At 71.5% G+C, this 21,698-nt stretch carries 21 protein-coding genes; 11 read left to right on the top strand and 10 right to left on the bottom strand.

Going from position 1 to position 21,698, the window contains the following annotated elements; genetic code table 11:
* Positions 1-3: 3 nt before the first annotated feature.
* Positions 4-546, bottom strand: coding sequence for an inorganic diphosphatase (locus ACYVC6_RS00755; RefSeq protein WP_460709943.1), 543 nt, complete (start codon positions 544-546; stop codon positions 4-6).
* 54 nt (positions 547-600) lie between these two features.
* On the opposite strand from ACYVC6_RS00755, the gene dacB reads away from it, so the two are divergent.
* Genes dacB through ACYVC6_RS00725 form a run of 6 tightly spaced genes read left to right on the top strand, consistent with a single transcriptional unit; the run spans position 601 to position 5,826 of the window.
* Positions 601-2,070 (top strand): D-alanyl-D-alanine carboxypeptidase/D-alanyl-D-alanine endopeptidase, encoded by a 1,470-nt coding sequence (gene dacB / locus ACYVC6_RS00750; protein WP_460709941.1) that lies wholly within the window; start codon positions 601-603, stop codon positions 2,068-2,070.
* A complete protein-coding gene (locus ACYVC6_RS00745) occupies positions 2,067-2,702 on the top strand; it encodes a DUF2510 domain-containing protein (protein WP_460709939.1) in 636 nt (211 codons plus the stop codon). The genes dacB and ACYVC6_RS00745 overlap by 4 nt, the downstream gene beginning before the upstream one ends.
* Before the next feature lie 10 nt (positions 2,703-2,712).
* Complete coding sequence (locus ACYVC6_RS00740; RefSeq protein WP_460709937.1) at positions 2,713-3,609, top strand: phosphoribosylaminoimidazolesuccinocarboxamide synthase; 897 nt, start codon at positions 2,713-2,715, stop codon at positions 3,607-3,609.
* Positions 3,609-4,028 (top strand): SRPBCC family protein, encoded by a 420-nt coding sequence (locus tag ACYVC6_RS00735; RefSeq protein ID WP_460709935.1) that lies wholly within the window; start codon positions 3,609-3,611, stop codon positions 4,026-4,028. Before ACYVC6_RS00740 ends, ACYVC6_RS00735 begins: the two co-directional genes overlap by 1 nt.
* Before the next feature lie 9 nt (positions 4,029-4,037).
* Entirely contained in the window at positions 4,038-5,606 is a 1,569-nt protein-coding gene (locus ACYVC6_RS00730) for a long-chain-fatty-acid--CoA ligase (protein WP_460709933.1), read from the top strand.
* A gap of 13 nt (positions 5,607-5,619) precedes the next feature.
* A complete protein-coding gene (locus ACYVC6_RS00725) occupies positions 5,620-5,826 on the top strand; it encodes a hypothetical protein (protein ID WP_460709931.1) in 207 nt (68 codons plus the stop codon).
* On the opposite strand, the gene ACYVC6_RS00720 is transcribed toward ACYVC6_RS00725, so the two are convergent.
* Together ACYVC6_RS00720 and ACYVC6_RS00715 are read right to left on the bottom strand one after the other, a co-directional pair.
* On the bottom strand, positions 5,823-6,479 hold the full coding sequence (locus tag ACYVC6_RS00720) for a response regulator (RefSeq protein ID WP_460709929.1): 657 nt from the start codon (positions 6,477-6,479) through the stop codon (positions 5,823-5,825). The two genes, ACYVC6_RS00725 and ACYVC6_RS00720, sit on opposite strands and share 4 nt — an antisense overlap.
* Positions 6,479-8,464: a sensor histidine kinase gene (locus ACYVC6_RS00715; RefSeq protein ID WP_460709927.1), complete on the bottom strand. Its 1,986-nt coding sequence runs from the start codon at positions 8,462-8,464 to the stop codon at positions 6,479-6,481. Before ACYVC6_RS00715 ends, ACYVC6_RS00720 begins: the two co-directional genes overlap by 1 nt.
* 128 nt (positions 8,465-8,592) lie before the next feature.
* On the opposite strand from ACYVC6_RS00715, the gene ACYVC6_RS00710 reads away from it, so the two are divergent.
* On the top strand, positions 8,593-9,288 hold the full coding sequence (locus ACYVC6_RS00710; RefSeq protein ID WP_460709925.1) for a hypothetical protein: 696 nt from the start codon (positions 8,593-8,595) through the stop codon (positions 9,286-9,288).
* Between the two features lie 55 nt (positions 9,289-9,343).
* On the opposite strand, the gene ACYVC6_RS00705 is transcribed toward ACYVC6_RS00710, so the two are convergent.
* Both ACYVC6_RS00705 and ACYVC6_RS00700 read right to left on the bottom strand, forming a co-directional pair.
* Entirely contained in the window at positions 9,344-10,000 is a 657-nt protein-coding gene (locus ACYVC6_RS00705) for a response regulator (RefSeq protein WP_460709923.1), read from the bottom strand.
* Positions 9,997-11,091 (bottom strand): sensor histidine kinase, encoded by a 1,095-nt coding sequence (locus tag ACYVC6_RS00700; RefSeq protein WP_460713276.1) that lies wholly within the window; start codon positions 11,089-11,091, stop codon positions 9,997-9,999. Before ACYVC6_RS00700 ends, ACYVC6_RS00705 begins: the two co-directional genes overlap by 4 nt.
* Positions 11,092-11,256: 165 nt before the next feature.
* Here ACYVC6_RS00700 and ACYVC6_RS00695 point away from each other — a divergent pair, with 165 nt between their 5' ends.
* On the top strand, positions 11,257-11,859 hold the full coding sequence (locus tag ACYVC6_RS00695) for a hypothetical protein (RefSeq protein WP_460709921.1): 603 nt from the start codon (positions 11,257-11,259) through the stop codon (positions 11,857-11,859).
* On the opposite strand, the gene ACYVC6_RS00690 is transcribed toward ACYVC6_RS00695, so the two are convergent.
* From ACYVC6_RS00690 to ppdK, 4 genes are read right to left on the bottom strand one after another with little or no spacing between them, the layout of a single operon-like run.
* Positions 11,856-13,148 (bottom strand): hypothetical protein, encoded by a 1,293-nt coding sequence (locus tag ACYVC6_RS00690; RefSeq protein WP_460709919.1) that lies wholly within the window; start codon positions 13,146-13,148, stop codon positions 11,856-11,858. The two genes, ACYVC6_RS00695 and ACYVC6_RS00690, sit on opposite strands and share 4 nt — an antisense overlap.
* Complete coding sequence (locus ACYVC6_RS00685; RefSeq protein WP_460709917.1) at positions 13,148-13,684, bottom strand: YflT domain-containing protein; 537 nt, start codon at positions 13,682-13,684, stop codon at positions 13,148-13,150. Before ACYVC6_RS00685 ends, ACYVC6_RS00690 begins: the two co-directional genes overlap by 1 nt.
* Before the next feature lie 55 nt (positions 13,685-13,739).
* On the bottom strand, positions 13,740-14,159 hold the full coding sequence (locus tag ACYVC6_RS00680) for a pyridoxamine 5'-phosphate oxidase family protein (RefSeq protein WP_460709915.1): 420 nt from the start codon (positions 14,157-14,159) through the stop codon (positions 13,740-13,742).
* 5 nt (positions 14,160-14,164) lie between these two features.
* On the bottom strand, positions 14,165-16,843 hold the full coding sequence (gene ppdK, locus ACYVC6_RS00675; protein ID WP_460709912.1) for a pyruvate, phosphate dikinase: 2,679 nt from the start codon (positions 16,841-16,843) through the stop codon (positions 14,165-14,167).
* Between the two features lie 108 nt (positions 16,844-16,951).
* Here ppdK and purS point away from each other — a divergent pair, with 108 nt between their 5' ends.
* Positions 16,952-17,212 (top strand): phosphoribosylformylglycinamidine synthase subunit PurS, encoded by a 261-nt coding sequence (purS, locus tag ACYVC6_RS00670; RefSeq protein ID WP_460709910.1) that lies wholly within the window; start codon positions 16,952-16,954, stop codon positions 17,210-17,212.
* Complete coding sequence (purQ, locus tag ACYVC6_RS00665; protein ID WP_460709908.1) at positions 17,209-17,877, top strand: phosphoribosylformylglycinamidine synthase subunit PurQ; 669 nt, start codon at positions 17,209-17,211, stop codon at positions 17,875-17,877. The genes purS and purQ overlap by 4 nt, the downstream gene beginning before the upstream one ends.
* 6 nt (positions 17,878-17,883) lie before the next feature.
* Here the strand turns inward: purQ and ACYVC6_RS00660 are convergent, their stop codons facing one another.
* A complete protein-coding gene (locus ACYVC6_RS00660; RefSeq protein ID WP_460709906.1) occupies positions 17,884-19,233 on the bottom strand; it encodes a glycoside hydrolase domain-containing protein in 1,350 nt (449 codons plus the stop codon).
* Between the two features lie 167 nt (positions 19,234-19,400).
* Here ACYVC6_RS00660 and purL point away from each other — a divergent pair, with 167 nt between their 5' ends.
* On the top strand, positions 19,401-21,683 hold the full coding sequence (gene purL, locus ACYVC6_RS00655) for a phosphoribosylformylglycinamidine synthase subunit PurL (protein WP_460709904.1): 2,283 nt from the start codon (positions 19,401-19,403) through the stop codon (positions 21,681-21,683).
* Positions 21,684-21,698: the final 15 nt, after the last annotated feature.

The raw sequence follows: 21,698 nt of genomic DNA, 5'->3' as shown, positions 1-21,698 counted from the left end.
GGGTCAGTGCCCCGGCGCCGGCGCGCCCTGCGGCGCCGGGTGCGGGGTCACGGCGTCGTCGCCGTGCTCGTCCTTGAACCGCTGGAAGGAGTTGTTGACCTCCTCCTCGGCGGAGGCCCGGCCGACCCACTCGGCGCCCTCGACGGACTTGCCGGGCTCGAGGTCCTTGTAGACCTCGAAGAAGTGCTGGATCTCGATCCGGTCGTAGTAGGAGACGTGGCTGATATCGCGCAAGTGCTCCAGGCGCGGGTCGGTCGCCGGCACGCACAGCACCTTGTCGTCGCCGCCGGCCTCGTCGGTCATCCGGAACATCCCGATCGCCCGGCAGCGGATCAGGCAGCCCGGGAACGTCGGCTCCTGCAGGATCACCATGGCGTCCAGCGGGTCGCCATCGAGGCCCAGCGTGTTCTCGATGTAGCCGTAGTCGGCGGGGTACTGCGTCGAGGTGAACAGCGTCCGGTCCAGCCGGATCCGGCCGCTCTCGTGGTCGACCTCGTACTTGTTCCGCTGCCCCTTGGGGATCTCCACGAGAACGTCGAACTCCACTGCTTCTCCTCCGCTGGATGAACGTGCCGCACCAGTCTCCCGCACAATGGCGCCGTGAGCAGGTCAGGGCGTCCAACCGGCCGCCGGATCGTGCGCTGGGTCACCGGCCTGCTGGTCCTCGCACTGGTCGCGGCCGGTGCCGCGGCCTACCGGCTCGACCTCGTCGTTCCGTGGTACGAGCACTTCTTCGAGGACGAGCCGGCGGCCCCGCTTGCCGAGGGGCCGGCCGAGGTCCCACCGCCGCCGGGGCTCGAGCTGCCGCCCGTCCCGGCGATGGGACAGGTGGCTGCCGTGCTCGGCGACGCGGGCCGGGTGGCGCCGGCGAAGGTCGAGGCCGCGCTGGCGCCCTACCTCGCCGACACCGACCTGGGCCCGCACGTCCTGGCCGCCGTCGACGACCTCGCGACCGGGCGGTCGCTGGCCCGGGTCGGCAGAGGTGACGCGATCCCGGCGTCGACGACCAAGCTCCTGACCGGTCTCGCCGCGATCCAGGCGCTGGGCCCGGAACGCACCTTCAGCACCCGGGTGGTCGCCGGTGGCCGCGGCCGGATCGTGCTGGTCGGCGGCGGCGACCCGTTCCTCATGGCCGAGCCGGTCGGCCAGGACGGACCGTCCTACCCCGCCCGCGCCGACATCGTGACCCTGGCCCAGCAGACCGCCGCCGCGCTGCAGCAGCAGGGCCGCCAACGGGTGCGGCTGGGCTTCGACGACTCGCTCTTCGCGACGCCCGGGTTCAACCCGGCCTGGCCGCCGTCGTACGCCGAGGAGGGAGACATCGTCTCGCCGATCACGGCCCTGTGGGTCGACCAGGGCCGCGAGCCGGACAGCTCCCGCCGGGTCGAGGACCCCTCGCTCTACGCCGCGCAGGTGTTCGCCGCCGCGCTGCTCGAGGCGGGCATCAAGGTGGTCGGCGACCCGACGTACGGCGTGGCCGGCGGCAACGGCCCCGAGATCGCCGCGGTCACGAGCGCGCCGGTGCGCCAGATCGTCGAGCGGCTCCTGGAGGTCAGCGACAACGAGGCCTCCGAGGTCCTCGCCCACCACATCGGCCTCGTCGTGCGAGGTGAGGGCAGCTTCATCGCCGGCGTCGCCGGGACGCTGCGCACCCTCCGCGACCTCGGTATACCGACGGACGGCATCGAGATCTACGACGGCAGCGGGCTGTCCCGCGACAACCGGATCACCCCCGACGCCCTGCTCGCCGTGCTGCGGGCCGCCGCGACCGGCGGGCCCGCGCTGCGCACGGTCCTCGCCGGCCTGCCGGTGGCCGGCTTCACCGGGTCGCTGACCGACCGGTTCGACGACGCCTTCCCGGAGGCCCGTGGACTGGTGCGCGCCAAGACCGGCACGCTGACCGCGGTCAGCACCCTGGCCGGTGTCGTCGTCGACCAGCAGGGCCACCAGATGGTGTTCGTGCTGATGGCCGACCGGATCCGCAAGCCGCGCGAGACCGCTGCCGAGACGGCCCTCGACAACGCGGCCGCCGCGCTCGCCGCGTGCTTCTGCGGCAGGCTGTCCCCGTGACCGAGACTCCTCCGGCGGCCTGGTTCCCGGACCCTGACGACCCGACGCAGTACCGCTACTGGGACGGCACCGCCTGGACCGACCACCGCGCCCCGCGGTCGACCACCTCCGACCAGCTCTCGAGCGCGGGTCAGGACCTGGCCGACGGCCTGGCCAAGGGCTTCTCGGCCGTGGGCGGCTGGCTCAACCAGAACCTCCCCACGCCGGGCCAGCACACCTTCGCCTCGGTGGCCGCGTCCTGCCAGGACGAGCCGCCCCGCGAACCGCTGTCGCACTCGGTCGAGCTCGTGCACGCCCCCGCCGACCTGCCCGGGCTGCTCCCCCTGTTCGCGAGCAGCAGCGTCGCGCTCACCCCCGAGGGCGGCACGCTCGAGCAGCCGTGCCGGTTCGTCCCCAACCCGTGGGACCCCCGGGACCTGACCGGCGTCGCCGTCTTTGTCGCGTCCACGATGATCGGCCGGTTCCCGCCCGCCGACGCGGCGATCTACTGCCCGCCGCTCGCGGCCCTCGCCTCGCGCAGCCTCCTCGCGACGGGGACGGTGTCGATCTGGGCCTCGGGCTCCGGCCAGGTCCACAGCGCACGGGCCACGGCACGGATCGGCGAGGTCGGTGCGTACGCCGGAGGGTCCTAGGCTGACTGCCGTGAGCACGATCGAGCTGCCGCCGGCGCCGGCGATCGACGGGGCGCGGCACATCCACTCCGGCAAGGTTCGCGACCTCTACGAGCTCGAGGAGGGGCCGTACGCCGGGCAGCTGCTGATCGTGGCGAGCGACCGGATCTCGGCCTTCGACCACGTGCTGAGCCCGGAGATCCCGGACAAGGGCGAGATCCTCACCCGGATGTCGCTGTGGTGGTTCGAGCAGCTCGCCGACCTGGTGCCGCACCACGTCCTGTCGACCGACGTCCCGATCGCCGTGCACGGCCGTGCGGTGATCTGCGAGCGCCTGTCGATGTACCCCGTGGAGTGCGTCGCCCGCGGCTACCTCACCGGCACGGGTCTCCTCGACTACCGGGCCACCGGGGAGGTCTGCGGGATCGCGCTCCCCGGGGGGCTCGAGGACGGCAGCAAGCTTCCCGAGCCGATCTTCACGCCGGCCGCCAAGGCAGACGTCGGGGCGCACGACGAGAACATCACCTTCGACACGGTCGTCGGCACGGTCGGCGCCGACCTCGCCGAGCGCCTCCGCGAGGTGACGCTCGCCGTCTACGCGCAGGCCGAGGGCATCGCGCGCGAACGGGGGATCATCCTGGCCGACACCAAGCTCGAGTTCGGGGCACGCGCGGACGGGACCCTGGTGCTCGCTGACGAGGTGCTGACCCCGGACTCGTCGCGGTTCTGGCCGGCCGACCAGTGGCAGCCCGGCCGCTCGCAGCCGTCCTACGACAAGCAGTACCTCCGCGACTGGCTGCTCTCCGCCGAGTCCGGTTGGGACAAGGCCGCCGACGCCCCGCCGCCGCCCCTTCCGCCGGACGTCGTCGACCGCACGCGCCAGCGGTACGTCGAGGCCTACGAGCGGCTCACCGGCCTGACGTTCTGATGGCCCGCGGCCTCGGCGGGACGGTGCGCTTCGACGTACCCGTGGAGGTCGCCTTCGACTACCTGGTCGACCCGCGCAACCGCCCGGAGTGGCAGTCGTCGTTGCGTGGGGTCGAGGACGTCGACGGGCAGCCGCGGACGGGCCAGACCTGGACCGACGTCACGAGGCCCGGGCTGCGAGCGGCGATGGAGACGACCGTCCTCGAGCGGCCGCGGCTGTGGGCCGAGTCCGGCTCGTGGCGCTTCGTCCGGGCCGACCTGACGCTGCGCTTCACGCCGGTCGGCGAGGAGGCGTGCGACGTGCACTTCCGGTTCCGGATCCATGCGCTCGGCCCGATCGGCCTCGCGGCGTCGGCCGTCTCGGTGCCGGCGGTCCGGTCGGACCTGAGGCGGGCTGCGGGGTTGGCGGCCGGTCGCTAGGTTGGCCGCGTGACCACCTACAACCTCGCCACCCTGCTCGAGACGAGCGCGAAGAACCACCCCGAGCGGGAGGCGATCGTGTTCCCCGCCACTGGCCGCCGGATGACGTACGCCGAGGTCGACATGGTCGCCAACATGGTGGCCAACTTCCTGGTCAGCAAGGGGATCCAGCCGGGCGACAAGGTCGCGCTCAGCTGCCCGAACCTTCCCTACTTCTCGCTGGTCTACTGGGCGATCCTCAAGGCCGGGGCGACGGTGGTGCCGCTCAACGTGCTGCTCAAGGGCCGTGAGGTCGCCTACCACCTCGACGACTCGGACGCGAAGGCCTACTTCTGCTTCGAGGGCACCGCGGAGCTGCCGATCGGGCAGGAGGGCTTCACCGGGTTCCAGGGCGCGGACAACTGCGAGCTCTTCGTCGCCATCACCGCCGACCTGATGGCGGACTCGCCGTTCGAGGGCACCCAGACCTTCGGTCAGATCCTGGCCGGCATGGACGGGACGTTCGACTCGGTGCAGACCGACGAGGACGACACGGCGGTCATCCTCTACACCTCCGGCACGACCGGGCAGCCCAAGGGCGCCGAGCTCCGGCACCGCAACATGCGCGACAACGCCACGCTCGGCGAGACCCTGTTCGGAGCCAGTGCCGACGACCCGGACACGTTCCTGTGCGTCCTCCCGCTCTTCCACTCTTTCGGCCAGACCGTCATCCAGAACGGCGCCGCGGCCTACGGCGGCACCGTGGTGATGCTGCCCCGCTTCGAGGCCGGCGCAGCGCTCGAGCTGATGCAAAGCGAGGGCATCACGTTCTTCGCGGGCGTCCCGACGATGTACTGGGGCCTGCTCGGCGCGCTGGACGACAACGTCGATGTCGGCAAGATCAAGGACACGCTGCGCATCGCCGTGGCCGGCGGGGCGGCACTCCCGATCGAGGTGCACAAGGAGTTCGAGAAGAAGTTCGGCGTCACGATCCTCGAGGGTTACGGACTGTCGGAGACGTCCCCGGTCGCGAGCTTCTCGCCCCTGGGCGAGGAGGTGCGGGTCGGCTCGATCGGCAAGCCTGTGCCCGGGGTCGAGATGAAGCTGATCGACCCCGAGTCGTGGGACGAGATCGAGTGGTCCGAGGACGCGATCGGCGAGATCGCGATCAAGGGCCACAACATCATGAAGGGCTACTACGGGCGACCGGACGCCACGGACGAGGCGATCAAGGACGGCTGGTTCCGCTCCGGCGACCTGGGCCGGCGGGACGCCGACGGCTGGTACTACATCGTCGACCGGTCGAAGGACATGATCATCCGCGGTGGCTACAACGTCTACCCGCGCGAGATCGAGGAAGTCCTGATGACCCACCCGGACGTCTCGCTCGCCGCGGTCATCGGCGTCCCGCACGACAGCCACGGCGAGGAGGTCAAGGCGTTCGTCATCCGCAACGAGGGCGCCACGGTCACCGAGGACGAGCTAGTCGAGTGGGGCAAGCAGGAGATGGCTGCCTACAAGTATCCGCGGGTCATCGAGTTCGTGCCGTCGCTGCCCATGACGGCGACCGGCAAGATCCTCAAGCGGGAGCTGTCTTGACCTGGGTCCGCTCATGACGCTGGGTCGCGCCGTCGGGCTCTCCATCGCCGGCCTGATGATCCTGGCCGGTGGCGTGTTCGCCGCTCAGGGCATGGGCTACCTCGACGGGAGCCCGATGACCGACCAGGACGAGTGGGCCTTCATCGGCTCCGCCCTGGCCGGGCTAGGGGTCGCCTTGGTGATCGTGGTCGTGCAGCGGGCCCGGGACGGTCGGCCCTAGACCTGGCCGGTGCCGCCACCGAGCCCGGCGTCCCTTGCCAAGGCGACCATCTCTGCCCGAGAGCCGGCGTGCAGCTTGCCGATGGTGTCGCTCACCCGGTTGCGGACCGTCTTGTCCGAGAGGAACAGACGGCGCGCGATCGAGGAGTTGTCCAGACCCTGGGCGATCAGCTCCAGCACCTCGAGCTCGCGCGGGGTCAGCTGGGGGAATGGGCTCGCGGCTGTGTGCCGGGGGGCGGAGAAGAACGCCAGGACCCGTTCGGCGATGCCGGCCCCGAACACCGCCTCGCCCCGCGCGGCACCGATGATCGCCCGCTCGATGTCGGGGACCTCCGCCTCCTTCAGCAGATAGCCACGGGCGCCGGCCCGCAGGGCCGCGAAGACCGAGTCGTCATCGGAGTCCATCGTGAGGACCACGACCGCGGTGTCCGGGTGCTCCACCCGGATCCGTGCCGTGGCCTCCAGGCCCCCGACGCCCGGCATGCGCAGGTCCATGAGCGCCACGTCCGGGTGATGCACGCCGACAGCCTGGATGGCCTCCTCGCCGTCCGCGGCCTGGGCGACCACCTCGATGCCGGGGAGGTCGTCGAGCACGGTCACCATGCCCGCGCGGAAGACGGGGTGGTCGTCTGCGATCACGACCCGGACGGGCATCAGGCTCCCACCCGCGACGTGCCCGGGACGTGCAGAGGCAGCAACGCCCGGACCGTGGCGCCGCCGCCTGGTGTGGCCAGGCGATCGAGCCGACCACCGACCTCGGCGGCGCGCTCGCTCATGCTGACCGTCCCTACGCCTGGACGTGGCCGGTGAGGGAGTCCAACCCCGTTGTCGACGATCTCCAGCAACAGCTCGGACTCCTCACCGTCTCCCACCAGGCGCGCGCGCAGCACGACGCGGCTCGCAGCGCTGTGGCGCAACGCGTTGTTCAGAGCCTCCCCCGCGATGGCGTAGGCCGCCACCTCGACGGCGGCGTTGACCTCGCTCAGGTCGGTGATCTCCGCCGAGCACAGCGGGGTCTCGTGCCCGGCGACCAGCTGGCGCAAGGCGCCGGCGAGGCCCAGCTGGTCGAGCACAGGCGGCCGCAGCCCGTGCACCAGCGCCCGCAGCTCGGTCACCGTCGCGCGGAGGCCGTCCCTCATGTCGAGGGCACGGAGGGCGAGCCCGGGCTGGTCGATCTCGTCGAGCCGACGGGCAAGCGACTCCAGCTGAAGGGCTGTCCCCGCCAGGCTGGGTGCGACGCCGTCGTGCAGGTCCGCGCGCAGCCGCCTCCGCTCCTCCTCCCGCGCGGCGACGATCCGGCCACGGCTGCCGGCCACGTCGGCGACCAAGCCTGCGGCGTACGCGAGGGTGCCGGCCCGAGCGGCGACCTCCTCGACGGCTGCAGTCTGCTCCGGCGACCACTTCTCGTCGTGGGTGCGCAACCCGACGTGCAGCTGTCCCACGGTCGCGCCCAGGGCAGCACAGTCCACGACCCGGCTCCCGTGCGACGGCGTCCCCACCGCCACGCTGATGTCGGAGCCGATGAACGCGGCGTAGGGGAGTCTGAGGGCCTGCCGCAGTCCGTCCACCAGAGCCTGCAACGCCTCCACCGGCTGCGAGGCGAGCGCGACGTGCCGTCCCACCCGGGAGACGACTGCGTAGGGGTTGTGTCGATGACCGAACAGCCACCGGTCGACCACCGCTTGGACCTGGTCCCGCCCGGCGGCCGCGACCAGAGCGGCGATCGCGACGAAGAGCACGCCCCACCGGGAGCCGGGCGCGAAGGCCTGCACGCCGTAGACCACGGCGGCGTAGGCGACGACGACGGCGGCGGTCAGCGCACCGAAGACGAGTGTCCGGTTCAGCGTGAGCTCGACATCGAACAGCCCGTGGCGCAGCATCGCGACACCGATGGCGAGCGGGAACCCGATGAGACCGATGACCGTGGACCACGCGTTCAGGCCGCCCAGCGGAGCCAGCACGCCGGCGGCCAGGACGAGGCCGCCCAGGAACAACCACTGCAGCTGGGTGCGCTCGACGTCCCGGGCCCGGCGCATCCGGGTCGCCAGCGACGCGATCGCGATGGGGATGCCCAGAACGAAAAGGGAGACGGCACCGGCCTGGGTCACGTAGCGCAGCCAGCCGGCCTCCGAGATGCCCAAGGGGTTGAGCAGCTGGGGTGCGACGTCGGGCTCCACGGGCGAGAACATCCGAGCCAGGGTGGTGACGACCGCGACGGTGGCGACCACGGCGACGACCGCGCGCCAGCGGGGACCAGGCACCCGTCCGTCAGGAAAGACATGCGGCAGCAGGGGCAGCACGAAGAAGTACGGCGCGAACCCCCACACCGCCACCCACGTTGCCAAGCCGCCGAGGAGGCCCGCGCCGTCGACGTGCGCGGCGTACACGCCTAGCACCAGGTAGGGGCCGATCAGGGCGGTGATCAGCATCAGCCAGCCGACCGGGTTGCGTGGTCGCGACCCCACCACGAGCGCTCCCACCAGCGGCCACACGGAGCCGAGAGTCAGGTCGCCGGGGTTCATCCCGACCGTGTCCGCGTCCAGCCACCGCTGCAGCGGCACGACCACCGCGCAGCAGCAGATCGACACCGCGGCCAGGCCTGCGGCAAGAGCGCGGAGCTGGCGGTCGGAGGGGCGCACGGCGCCCATGGTGCCCCACGCCTGGTCCCGGACGGACGAGGTCGTTGTCCCTCGTGGCCGGGACACCGGGACCGACACGGTTGACGTCGCCGGCATCGCCCTGATGCCGCCAGGAGGAAGGAAGCACCGTGACCACCACCCACACCCACGCCAGCACCCCCGAGACCGAGGGCGTGCCCAGCGAGCGCCGCTCCCGCTGGCCCCTCGTGGCCTCCGCCGCCGGCCTTCTCGGCCTGGTCGCGACGATGATCCTCGACGGTCGCGGCAACACGCCCGAGAAGGTCGTGCTCGACGCCGCGCTCTTCGAGAGCCTCAATCCGGTCGTCTACCGCGCCAGCATGGTGCTGGGCTACCTCGCGGTCGCGATGCTCCTGCTCACCGCCGCCCAGTGGCGACGGCGGGTCGAGCCGCGGCTTCCAGGCTCAACCGCGGCCCACCTCGTGCCCATGGGTCTGGTCGCCTCGGCGGCCGGGCTGACATACGGGTACGGCTGGAAGGGCGCGCTCGGCAACTACATGCCGGGCGGGTTCGAGGACGGCCTCTACGACGTCGACGGGCTCTCCGTCTACTACATGCTCGCGGACTTCGGCGCCTGGATCGGCTGGCTTGGCGTGATCGTGGTTGCTGCGGCCGTCGCCTGGATGGGGCTGCGCGAGCGCACCGTCTCGCGCTGGATCGCCGTCGTCAGCCTGGTGCCGGTCGTGCAGACGACCGCGATGGTCGCCGGCCTCGGTGTCGCCGGTGTGCCGGCGTTGCTGGGCCCGCTCTACCTGGTCGTGCTCGGCGTCGGACTCGCCTTCGGGAAGAGTGCGATCAGCCGCTGAACCCCGGCAGCCGCTGATGTCGTGGACGCGCCAACCCGTTGCCCCGCCCACGACGTCAGGGGCTGTCGCCCGGTCGAACCAGCCCGGACTCGTAGGCGAGGACCACGAGCTGGGTGCGGTCCCGCAGTCCGTGCCGGGCGAGCATCTCGCTGACGTATCCCTTCACCGTCGACTCGGCGAGGAACAGGTCTGCGGCGATCTCGGCGTTGGAGAGGCCACGGGCCACCAGTCGCAGCACGTCGGCCTGCCGGTCGGTCACGTGCAGGAGCTCGGGTCTCGGCTTGGCACCGACAGCAAGGTGGGCGTCGACCAGCCGACGGGCGACGCTCGGCGCGAGTGGGAGGTCGCCGTCGGCAACGCCGCGGATGCCCGCCCACAGTCGCTCGCGCGGAACGCTCTTGAGCAGGAAGCCGCTCGCCCCTGCGCTCAGCGCCGCGTAGACCACGTCGTCGTCCTCGACCGTGGTGAGCACGAGCACCCGCACGGCGGCGTCGCTCGCCAGGATCCTCTGCGTCCCTTCGATCCCGTCGGTCCCCGGCATCCGTACGTCCATGAGGACCACATCGGGGTGGTGCTCGATGACCGCGGCCAGCGCCTCGGCCCCATCGGTCGCCGTGGCGACGACCTCGAGGTCCGGCTGACTTCCGACGATGGCGACGAGTCCTTCGCGGACGAGCTCCTCGTCGTCGGCGATGACGACCCGGATGGTCATGCGCGCCCCGGGATGACGGCACGCACCACGAACGCTCCGTCTCGCGGACCGGTCTCGAAGGTGCCGCCCAGGGCCGCCACCCGTTCACGAAGGCCTGCCAGGCCGCGGCCAGTCCCTCCGTAGGACGAGGTGTGCTGGCGACCCTCGCTGCGGATCTCGATCGCGACGGTGCCCGCGGCGTGGGTCACCTGCACTCGGACGTGTCCGCCGGCCGTGTGACGCAAGGCGTTGGTCAACGCCTCCTGGACCACCCGGTAGGCGCATCGGTCGACAACCGGGTCCAGCGGGGCACTCGGGGAGCCGCCGTCCAGCTCCACGTGCAGACCGGTGGCCTGGACGCCGGCAACCAGCGCGGGCAGGTCCGCGAGCCCCGCCTCGGGGGCCGGTTTCCCCTCGTCGAGCACAGCGAGCAGCCGGGCGAGCTCGTCAAGTGCCTCCCGGCTGACCTGGCCGATCGCGGCGAGCGACCGCCGAGTCGACTCAGGGTCCCGGTCGAGGACGGCTTGACCCGCCTCGGCCTGGACCGCGATCAGCGTCACGGCGTGGGAGACCACGTCGTGCAGCTCGCGGGCGATGCGGCGTCGTTCGGCATCGACAGCGCGGTCCGCCTCGAGCCGGAGCGCCTCGGCGCGGAGCGTCAGCTCGGCGACGTCACGCCGCCGGCGACGGAGAGCAGTGCCGACCGCGAACGGCAGGAGCACGAACAGCAACACGCTGAACGGGATGTTGGACACGGAGTCGGATGGGTCGACCGCGATGGTCACGACCAGCGACATGGAGACGAGGGCGGCGCTCAACAGCGCCTCCTGGCGGCGAAGGTGCGCGCCCACGGAGTAGGCGATGACCAGGATCGCGAGCAGGATGCCGCCCTCGTCGGGGGACTCGGTAGCCAGAGACTCCGTGGTCATCGCCAGGCTGAACACCGTGGCCGCCGCGACCGGGTGAGTGCGGCGGAGGGCCACCGATGACACGGTCACGACGGCCAGGACGACCCGCAGGACGTGGTGTGGGGCCTCGTCGTTGGAGAGCGTCTCCCACGCAACGAGGCCGGCCAGCGTCGCGGCGAGGAGGAGGTCCCACCGCGAAGGCATGCGCACCCCATCAGGCTAGGCGCGCGAGGACCGATCCCACCCCCGCCGCGAGGAGGGGAAGCCACCCGACCCCGGATGGGGGTGCACCCGCGCCGCGGTGCTGACGGCCGGAGGCGGTCGTCCCGGAGGGTCGAGGACCAGTCACCCGTCGACCCGGAGGTCACCATGTCCGCCCAGACCATCAGTCCCGCCCCGGCCCGTGCAGGTCACCGCACGTCCGTCCTCACCCTGCTCGCCGGTGCGCTCTTCCTCGTGGTGCCGCCCGTCGTCGAGCTGGTCACCTACGACGCGTTCCTCCTGATGGGCGTGGCCCTGCTGATGCTCGTCGTCGCGCTGCCCGGGCTGCACCGGTTGCAGGCCGGGCGGGACGGCCGGCTCGGGCTCTGGGGGCTGCGTCTCACCGTCGCGGGGCTGGTGGCGATGGTCGTCCTGGTCCTCAGTGGCGACGTGCTCGACGCTGCGTTGTCCGGAACGGCGCAGTCCGTCGCGGAAGGGCTGTGGACCGTCGTGGCAGGGCTGGCTGCGCTCAGCGCGCTGGGCGGGGTGGTCGCCTTCGCGGTCGGCTTGACCCGCGGGCGAGTGCTGGCACCGGCCGGCATCTGGCTGTTCCTGGGCGGGATGGTCGTCGGTCTGGTCAGTGAGTCGTTCGAGCAGTCCCTGGACGGGACCGTGCCCTGGCTTGCGGACGTGCTGCCACCGGCCGGCTTCATGGCGGCCGGCGTCGGCCTTGTCGTCCTCGGCATGTCAGCCCGCCGGGTAGAGGGCTAACCCAGCTCGCAGTCGAAGCGGCGCTCGGCGACGCAGCGGTCGCGGCCGTCCCGGCCCCGGGCCACGTCGAACCCGCCGCCGCCGAGGAGGACGTCGTTGATGTTCGACCCGTCCATGACGTCGTTGCCGGCCTCGCCGTACGCCGTGAGCGCCCGCCCGCCTGAGTCGTGGCAGCCCTTGGACTGCAGGCCGGACAGGAAGTCGTCGCCGGCACCCCCGTGGATGACCAGGCCGCAGCCGGTCGCGCGCAGGCGGTTGTCGGCGGAGTCACCCACGATCAGAGCGGCGTCGAAGTAGAAGCCGGAGAAGTTCTCGATGCTCTTGATGGCCACCTTCGCGGTGCCCTGGAGCTGGTAGTAGTCCCGGACGAGGTTGGCGGTGAACCTGCCGCCCAGGTCCTTGTTGTTCTCGTTGGCGAGGAGGACCGAGTCGTTGCCGGGTCCGCCGTTGAAGGGCCCGGTGTGGCCGGTCCGGACCTCGATCTGGTCGTTGCCGCCACCCATCCGGGCCCGGAACGGGCCGTCCTTGACCGCGAACCTCCGCTTCTGCGCGAGCACGCGCTCCGACCCGTCCCCACCGCGGACGTCCAGGCTGGCCCAGCGCAGCTGGGTGAAGTCGTAGATCGAGAACGACACGGCCGGAGGCATGGGCGCGCCGTCGACGGTGAACACGCCTGTGCGACCGTCGAACCGCCAGTCCGAAGGTGTCCGACTGCGCATCCTGATCACGTCCCGACCCGAGCCGCCGTCGAGCGTCGTTGGCACCTGGCCGCGGATCTCGACGGCGTCTCCTCCGTCGGCGAGCCGGACCTGGTCGCCGCTGGCCTGGCCGTCGGCCCCCAGCACGACGAAGTCGCCACCGTCGCCGGTGTCGATGACGTCCGTGCCAGGCACGAGACCCCGGCGGACGTCGTCGCCGTCCCCGGCGTTGACCTGGTCGTAGCCGACACTGCCCAGGTAGGTGTCCGAGCCGCCGCCGAGGTCGGCGCTGGCTCCCGTCGCCTTCGAGGCGGCCGACCCGTCGACCACGTCGTCGCCGAAACCCGCGAAGGTGTCGAAGGTGCGGCCGGTGACGCAGATCAGGTCGTTGCCGTCGAGGGCGTAGACCCGGCTGGCGCTGTTGGTCACGATCACGTCGGCGCCGTCCGTGGCGACCAGCTCCTGGCCCGACGTCCCGACGTGGGTAGCGGCCTGGCCCCGGCAGGTCTCGGCGGCGCTCGCGGCGGCGTACGACGGCATGAGCGACCCAGCCGCCAGAGCGGCGACGGCAGCGGCGACCGGCGCGCGCATCAGCTCGCCGGTCCCGCGCCCGGCGCGAACGGGTCCGGCCGCCCGCCGGGCAGCTGGGCGAGCAGTTCGCGGGCCTGGGCAGCGGACTTGTGCTCGACCAGGACCTCGTACTTGGTGGCGACCACGGCGGCGACCGAGGAGAAGTCGCGCTGGCCGCGGGTGAGGGCGTAGCCCACGAGCGCGAAGATCATCCCGAAGAGGGCCCCGAACAGCACCGTGGACAGGATGATCGCGACGGTGCTCTCACCGCCGTCGCTGAACAGGGAGAGCAGCAGCCCGACGAACAACCCGAGCCAGACGCCGGACAGGATCCCGCCCAGGGCGACCCGCGGGGTGCTCAGCCGGCCGGTGATCCGCTCGATCCGCTTGAGGTCCGTGCCGACGATCATCAGCTGCTCGACCGGGAACTTCTGGTCGGCGAGGAAGTCGACGGCCTTCTGAGCCGCGGCGTAGTCGTCGTAGACGACGAGCGACTGCGGGTAGTCCAGGCGAAGGGGGCTTGCGGCAGGGGAGAATCCCGGCGTTCTCATGCTCATGGGGGCCAGTCTGACGTAGGGGTGGGGACCCGCCCCAGAATCTCGGCGCAGGCCCTCAGCCGCGAGGCTGCAGACGTCGCCCGGTGATCTCGTCGGGGTGAACCCGCACGAACGTCGTGTGCGGTCCCCGTGGCCAGACCTCCAGCTCGCCGAGGAAGTTGGGCACGTCGTCGGCCTCGACGTTCTGGGCGATGCCGGTGATGATCACGCTCCAGCCGGACCTGGTGGTGGTGTCGACCGAGTCGATCTCGACCAGGACCTGGCGGCCGTTGCACTCACGGGCGAGTCGCGACCCGGGAGTGGACTGGAACCACAGGGCACCGTCGGCGACGGCGTAGTTGACCGGGACGATCGAGGCGGCCTGGCCATCGGTCCAGACGACCCGGGCGACCGGGATCGGCTCCTCGACGAGCTGCCAGCACTCGTAAGGCGACAGCTCGACGAGCGCGGGCTGCGCTGCGGGGGCGTTGTCCATGGCTGTCACCCTGCCAGCAGCACGGCCCGGGCCGCCTCGAGCCGGGCGATCGGGACCCGGAACGGCGAGCAGGACACGTAGTCGAGACCCGCGGCCTCGAAGAAGTGGATGGACTCCGGGTCCCCGCCGTGCTCACCGCAGACCCCGAGATGCAGGTCGGGCTGGGTCTCCCGGCCGAGCCGCACCGCCGTGCTGACAAGCGCGCCGACGCCGGCGACGTCGATGGACTCGAAGGGCGAGACGGCGAAGACGCCATGGTCGAGGTAGGCCGGGAAGAACGCCGCCTCGACGTCGTCGCGGGAGAAGCCCCAGGTCATCTGGGTCAGGTCGTTGGTGCCGAAGGAGAAGAAGTCGGCGTCCTCGGCGATCCGGTCGGCGGTGAGCGCGGCTCGCGGGACCTCGATCATGGTGCCGATCCGCACCGGGATGCTCACTCCGCGCTCGGCCTGCACGCTCGCCACGACCGCCTCGATCTCGGGGCGGACGAGAGTGAGCTCCTCGGCGGTCGCGACCAGCGGGATCATGATCTCCGGCCGCGGGTCGCCGCCGGCCTCGATCCGGTCCGCCGCGGCCTCGAGCACGGCCCTCGCCTGCATCTTGAACAGGCCGGGCACGGCGATGCCGAGCCGCACGCCGCGCAGCCCGAGCATCGGGTTCTGCTCGTGGAGCCGGCCGACCGCCTCCAGCAGCCGGTGGTGCTGGCGGTCGCGCTGACCGTGGTCGTCCTCGAGCGCGACCCGGACGGCCAGGTCGGTCTGGTCGGGCAGGAACTCGTGCAGCGGCGGGTCGATCAGCCGGATGGTCACCGGCAGGCCGTCCATCTGTTCCAGGATCTCGGTGAAGTCCGCGCGCTGCAGCGGCAGCAGGTCGGCCAGAGCCGCCTCCCGGCCGGCGTCGTCCTCGGCCAGGATCAGCCGCTCGACGAGCTCGCGGCGCGGGCCGAGGAACATGTGCTCGGTGCGGCACAGGCCGATCCCCTGCGCGCCGAAGCGCCGGGCCCGCGCGGCGTCGTCGGGGGTGTCGGCGTTGGCCCGGACCCCGAGACGGCGTACGGCGTCGGCGCGGTCGAGCACGAAGGCCACCGCGTCCACGAGGGAGTCCTCCTCGTCGCTGGTGCCCTCGAGGTGGCGGACGATCAGCGACTCGGTGACGGGGACCTCGCCGGCGAAGACCTCGCCGCTGGTGCCGTCGATGGAGATCCGGTCGCCCTCGGCCAGGGTCGCGCCGCCGCGGACGTGCACCACGCGCTTCTCGACGTCGACCTCGAGCTCCTCCGCGCCGCACACGCAGGTGCGGCCCATGCCGCGCGCGACGACGGCCGCGTGGGATGTCTTGCCGCCTCGGCTGGTCAGGATCCCGCGTGCGGCCACCATGCCGGGCAGGTCGTCGGGGTTGGTCTCCTTGCGGACCAGGATCACGCTCTCGCCCTGGCTGGCCCACTCGGTCGCGGTGGCCGAGTCGAGGGCGATCTTGCCGGAGGCGGCACCCGGGGAGGCGCCGATGCCGGTGCTGAGCAGCTCGCGCTCGGCGCTCTGGTCGAACCGCGGGAACAGCAGCCGGGCGAGCTGGGCGCCGGTGACCCGGCGCACCGCGTCGTCGGCGTCGATGACACCCTCCTCGACCATCGCCTTGGCAATGCGGAACGCCGCCTCGGGGGTGCGCTTGCCCACGCGGGTCTGCAGGATCCACAGCCTGGTGCCCTCGATGGTGAACTCGATGTCGCACAGGTCGCGGTAGTGCCCCTCGAGCCGGGCCATCACGGCGATCAGCTCGTCGTAGGAGGTCTTGTCGATCGCCTCGAGGTCGGAGAGCGGCATCGTGTTGCGGATGCCGGCGACGACGTCCTCACCCTGGGCGTTCTCGAGGTAGTCGCCGTAGACGCCCGGGTGGCCGGTGGAGGGGTCACGGGTGAAGCAGACGCCCGAGCCCGAGCCTTCGCCGCGGTTGCCGAACACCATCACCTGCACGTTGACCGCGGTGCCGAGGTCCTCGGGGATCCGCTCCTGGCGGCGGTAGAAGGTGGCGCGCGGGGTGTTCCACGACTCGAAGACGGCGTTGACCGCGGCGAGCAGCTGGGCCCGAGGCTGCTGCGGGAACTCCTCGCCGATGTGCTCGCGGATGAGGGACTTGTACGTCGCGGTGAGCCCGACCAGCGCCTCGGCGTCCAGGTCCACGTCGGCGGTGACGCCGCGGTCGGCCTTGACCTTGTCGAGCTCGCTGGCGAACGCCTCGTCCTCGATGCCGAGCACCGTGTTGCCGAACATCTGCAGGAGCCGGCGGTAGGAGTCGTAGGCGAATCGCCGGTTGCCGCTGCTGCGGGCCAGCCCCTCGACCGACCGGTCATTGAGACCGATGTCGAGGACCGTGTCCATCATGCCGGGCATCGAGAACTTCGCCCCCGACCGCACGGAGAGCAGCAGCGGGTCCTCGTCGGCGCCGAGGCGGCGGCCCATCGCCTCCTCCAGGCGGGCGACGTGCGCGTCGATCTCGTCCAGGAGCCCGTCCGGCGCCGCACCGGTCGCGAGGTAGGCGCGGCAGGCATCGGTCGTGATCGTGAAACCCGGCGGGACCGGGAGTCCCAGCCGGGTCATCTCGGCGAGGTTGGCGCCCTTGCCGCCGAGGAGGTCCTTCTGGTTCATGTTGCCTTCGCTGAAGGCGGAGATGTAGTCACCCACGGCGCTCATTCTTCGGGCTGCGAGTTGGCCCACCAAGGGACCAAGGACCCGGACACGGCGGGACATCGCCCTGACCGCAACCACAGTGGCCAGCACCGTGGCCACTAGGCTGGCCGCGTGGTCCGAGTGTTCGTCGACGTGATGCCCAAGCCCGAGATCCTCGACCCGCAAGGCAAGGCGGTGCTCGGCGCCCTCCCCCGACTCGGCTTCTCCGGGGTCACCGACGTGCGGCAGGGCAAGCGGTTCGAGCTCGAGGTGGCCGGCGAGGCGACCGAGGACGTGCTCGACCAGGTGCGCCAGATGGCCGAGACGCTGCTGTCCAACCCGGTGATCGAAACCTTCGCCATCTCGGTGGCGCCGTCCGAGGCCACCGCGTGAAGGTCGGCGTCGTCACCTTCCCAGGCTCCCTGGACGACGTCGACGCCCAGCGCGCCGTCCGGGTCGGGGGTCACGAGGCGGTCGCGCTCTGGCACGGCGACCACGACCTGCGCGGCGTCGACGCGGTGATCCTGCCCGGCGGCTTCTCCTACGGCGACTACCTGCGCTGCGGCGCGATCTCGCGCTTCTCGCCGGTGATGACTGAGGTCATTGCCGCGGCCAAAGGCGGGTTGCCGGTCCTCGGCATCTGCAACGGCTTCCAGATCCTCTGCGAGTCACACCTGCTGCCCGGAGCCCTGATCCGCAACGACCACCGCAAGTTCGTGTGCAAGGACCAGCGGCTGCGGATCGAGAACACCCGGACGCCGTGGACCTCGGCGTACGCCGAGAACGCCGAAGTCACGATCGTGCTCAAGAACGGCGAGGGCGGCTTCGTCGCCGATGTCGAGACCCTGGACCGGCTCGAGGGGGAGGGGCAGGTGGTCGCCCGCTACCTGGACGACAACCCCAACGGCTCGATGCGTGACATCGCCGGCATCACCAACGAGCGCGGCAACGTGGTCGGCCTGATGCCCCACCCCGAGCACGCGGTCGAGGACCTCACCGGAGCCGGCACCGACGGCCTCGGCTTCTTCACCTCGCTGGCCGAGTCCGTCCTGTCCTAGTTGGGATCAGCGCTCGCCGCTCACCAGCGCGGCCCAGGTCTGGGACCCGGCCACGCCGGACCCCTCGAGCTTGTTGCGGGCCTGGTAGGCGCGGACGGCCCGGTCGGTGAACCCGTCGAACACGCCGCTGATCGGCAACCGGGTCGCCTCGCTGGCGGCGTTGAGCGCACGCTGGAGGCGGCGTACGTCGCTCCCGGTCGACCCGACCTTGAGCACCGGGTTGGCACCGCCGGTCCCCATGGACGCGAACAGCATCACCCAGTTGCGCTGGCTCCAGGCGTTGGTGACCTTGAGACCCCGCTGCTGCTTCCAGGCCCGGATGGCCTCGACCAGCTTGGGTGAGTAGGTGCCCTTGAGGTTGCCGCTGTAGACGGCCTGCTCGCGGAGCAGGCACTTCAGGGCGGTCACCATCCGCTTGCCCGGTCGCCGGTCGGCCCTGGGCGGGGCCAGCCGCGGGTAGTCCTTGAAGTCCACCCGCTTCCCGTCGCAGTGCACCTCCGGCGCGGCGACCTGTCCGTTGCCGAGCTCGAGGTAGTTGCTGTCGATGTTGATCTTCACCCCGCCCCAGCGCTCGTCGTGGCCGCCCTTGTACTGCTTGACCCGGCCACCGGGGCGCCAGCCGTCCTCGGCGATGTAGTCGGAGCTGGTGTTGGCCACCCCGTCCCACCGAGCCAGCCAGATGCGGTCGGGCAGGGTGAACACGCCGGGCCGCTGCACGCGCGCGTCGTCGAGCATCTTGATGCCGGAGCCGACGCTGGAGTAGACGCCGGACACGTAGCCCAGCCTCCGGACCTGCTTGGTCCAGCCGTGGAGGAACCACAGCGCGGACTCGCGGCAGGTCGTGTTGTTGACGTTGAAACCCTCGAGGTCGTACCAGAGCGTGCTGCCCGGCACGATGCCCAGCCGGGTCGCCTCCGCGACCGCCGTGCTCGCCTCGGCGGTCCCCTGCTTGCGCGCCTGGCTGTAGCGGCCGTTCTTGCCCGGCTTGGGGATGATCGTCGGGTCGTCGCCGTAGCGGGGGTAGCGGTCGAGGCAGTCGGCCTGCGGGCCGAGGGTGATCGGCAGCAGCCGCCATCCCTTCGCCAGCTGCGTGCTCACCCACTCGGGCGTGAGGTTGGGCTGGTCCCGGCAGGCCCGGCTCTTGCCGGAGATGTAGATGCCGACCGCCAGGAACGGCGACGACTCGAGCCAGGCGTTCATCTTGTACTGCTCGGGGGTCAGGCACTGGTCGAAACCGAACCCGGTGAAGTCACCGGGCGTGACCGGGTTGGTGCCGTCGGCGGTCGCGGGGGGCGCGGCGCCGAGGGAGATGCCGACCGTGAGGGCGACCGTGCAGACAAGCGTGCGGACGTGCATGGAAGTGGTGCTCCAGCCTGGCTCGGGGAAGAGAGTCGCCTGGTGGCTCTGAGCACGGTAGCCCCAACAGTCACATGAGTAACAGTGGTTGTGGATAACTACAGACTTGTAATTCTCCTGGTGGTCCCGGCGCCGGGCCTGACGCGCACCGCGGATAGATTGGGCCCGTGCCGAGCAGCCCGGGGACCGCCCACGCGACGGGCCTCGACACCGTCGCGATCGCCACCGAGGACCCGCAGCGAGACCAGCCGTGGGCCGACCTCGGGCTCAAGGCCGACGAGTACCAGCGGATCCGCGAGATCCTCGGCCGCCGCCCGACCAGCTCGGAGCTGGCGATGTACTCGGTGATGTGGAGCGAGCACTGCTCCTACAAGTCCTCCAAGGTCCACCTCAAGCAGTTCTCCGACATCCCCCAGGAGACGCCGGTCGGCAAGATGCTGGCCGGCATCGGCGAGAACGCCGGCGTCATCGACATCGGCCAGGGATACGCGGTGACCTTCAAGGTCGAGTCGCACAACCACCCGTCGTACGTCGAGCCCTACCAGGGTGCCGCGACCGGTGTCGGCGGCATCGTCCGCGACATCCTCGCCATGGGCGCCCGGCCGGTGGCGGTGATGGACCCGCTCCGGTTCGGGCCGTTGGACGCCGACGACACCCACCGGGTGCTGCCCGGGATCGTGGCCGGCGTCGGCGGCTACGGCAACTGCCTGGGCCTGCCCAACATCGGCGGCGAGACCGTCTTCGACCCGAGCTATCTCGGCAACCCCCTGGTCAACGCGCTGTGCGTGGGGGTGCTTCGCCACGAGGACCTGCACCTCGCCAAGGCCAGCGGCGTCGGCAACCAGGTGATCCTCTACGGCGCCAAGACCGGCGGCGACGGGATCGGTGGTGTCTCGATCCTGGCCAGCGAGACCTTCGAGTCCACGGGCCCGGCCAAACGGCCGAGCGTGCAGGTGGGCGACCCGTTCATGGAGAAGCTGCTCATCGAGTGCACGCTCGAGATCTTCGCCGCAGGGCTCGTCGCCGGCATCCAGGACCTCGGCGGTGCGGGGCTGTCCTGCGCCACCTCCGAGCTGGCCAGCGCCGGTGACGGCGGCATGCACGTCGAGCTCGACCGGGTGCCGCTGCGCGACTCCACGCTCGCGCCCGAGGAGATCCTGATGAGCGAGTCGCAGGAACGGATGATGGCCGTCGTCGAACCCCACGACGTCGCCGCGTTCCTGGCGATCTGCGCGAAGTGGGACGTCGACGCCACCGTCATCGGCGAGGTCACCGACACCGGGCGTCTGCAGATCGACTGGCACGGCGAGCGGGTCGTCGACGTGCCGCCGCGCAGCGTCGCGCACGACGGTCCGACCTACCAGCGTCCGTTCGCGCGACCTGACTGGCAGGACGCGCTCCAGGCCGACGGCGCCGAGTCGCTGGCCCGACCTTCCGGTGGCGACGAGCTGCGCGAGACGGTGCTGCGGATGGCGGGTAGTCCCAACCTGTGTGACAAGTCGTGGGTCACCGACCAGTACGACCGGTATGTCCGTGGCAACACGGTGCTCGCCCAGCCCAGCGACAGCGGGATGGTCCGCGTCGACGAGGAGACCGGTCTCGGCGTCGCGCTGTCGACCGACTGCAACGGCCGCTTCGCCAAGCTCGACCCGTACGCCGGCGCCCAGCTCGCCCTCGCCGAGTCCTACCGCAACGTCGCGACCGGCGGGGCGCAGCCGCTGGCGATCAGCGACTGCCTCAACTTCGGCTCGCCCGAGGACCCCGACGTGATGTGGCAGTTCGCCGAGGCCTGCCGGGGCCTCGCCGACGGCTGCCGCGAGCTCGGCATCCCGGTGACCGGTGGCAACGTCAGCCTCTACAACCAGACTGGCGAGACCGCCATCCTGCCCACTCCGGTGGTCGCCGTGCTGGGCGTGATCGACGACGTCTCGCGGCGTACGCCGTCGGCGTTCGTCGGCCCGGGCGAGCGGGTGCTGCTGCTGGGTGAGACCCGCGAAGAGCTGTCCGGCTCGGAGTGGGCGCATGTCGTGCACGGCCACCTGGGCGGTCTGCCGCCGCGGGTCGACCTGGCCGCCGAGCGCTCGCTCGCGGAGCTGCTGCGCGAAGCGGTGGGGCTCGTCACCAGCGCCCACGACCTCGCCGAGGGCGGTCTCGCCCAGGCCCTGGTCGAGGCCGCCCTGGGCAACGACATCGGCGTCACGGTCGACCTCGGCCAGGTCCACGGCGACCCGTTCGTCGCGCTGTTCTCCGAGTCCGCAGCGCGGGCGCTCGTCACCGTCGGCGCCGCGGACGAGCAGCGGCTCGTGGCGCTGGCCGAGCGGCACGGGGTGCCGGTCACCTCGATCGGCGAGACCGGCGGACACTCCGTCGACGTGGCCGGCCAGTTCTCGCTGCCGCTGGCGACCGTCCGGGCCGCCTGGTCGACGACGCTGCCAGCCGTCTTCGCCTGAACGGGTTAACCCGTC

It is taken from the genome of Nocardioides dilutus (assembly GCF_054779555.1).
The sequence above is the reverse complement of the archived record's forward strand: the minus strand, read 5'-3'. Positions and strand labels throughout refer to the sequence as shown.

Coding starts and splice junctions, on each gene's coding strand:
- ACYVC6_RS00695 (WP_460709921.1), top strand. CDS start 11,257: ATGTCCGCCCAGACCATCAGTCCCGCCCCGGCCCGTGCAGGTCACCGC.
- ACYVC6_RS00700 (WP_460713276.1), bottom strand. CDS start 11,091: ATGCCTTCGCGGTGGGACCTCCTCCTCGCCGCGACGCTGGCCGGCCTC.
- ppdK (WP_460709912.1), bottom strand. CDS start 16,843: ATGAGCGCCGTGGGTGACTACATCTCCGCCTTCAGCGAAGGCAACATG.
- ACYVC6_RS00660 (WP_460709906.1), bottom strand. CDS start 19,233: ATGCACGTCCGCACGCTTGTCTGCACGGTCGCCCTCACGGTCGGCATC.
- ACYVC6_RS00720 (WP_460709929.1), bottom strand. CDS start 6,479: ATGCCCGTCCGGGTCGTGATCGCAGACGACCACCCCGTCTTCCGCGCG.
- ACYVC6_RS00725 (WP_460709931.1), top strand. CDS start 5,620: ATGACGCTGGGTCGCGCCGTCGGGCTCTCCATCGCCGGCCTGATGATC.
- ACYVC6_RS00685 (WP_460709917.1), bottom strand. CDS start 13,684: ATGAGCATGAGAACGCCGGGATTCTCCCCTGCCGCAAGCCCCCTTCGC.
- ACYVC6_RS00680 (WP_460709915.1), bottom strand. CDS start 14,159: ATGGACAACGCCCCCGCAGCGCAGCCCGCGCTCGTCGAGCTGTCGCCT.
- ACYVC6_RS00705 (WP_460709923.1), bottom strand. CDS start 10,000: ATGACCATCCGGGTCGTCATCGCCGACGACGAGGAGCTCGTCCGCGAA.
- ACYVC6_RS00690 (WP_460709919.1), bottom strand. CDS start 13,148: ATGCGCGCGCCGGTCGCCGCTGCCGTCGCCGCTCTGGCGGCTGGGTCG.
- ACYVC6_RS00735 (WP_460709935.1), top strand. CDS start 3,609: ATGGCCCGCGGCCTCGGCGGGACGGTGCGCTTCGACGTACCCGTGGAG.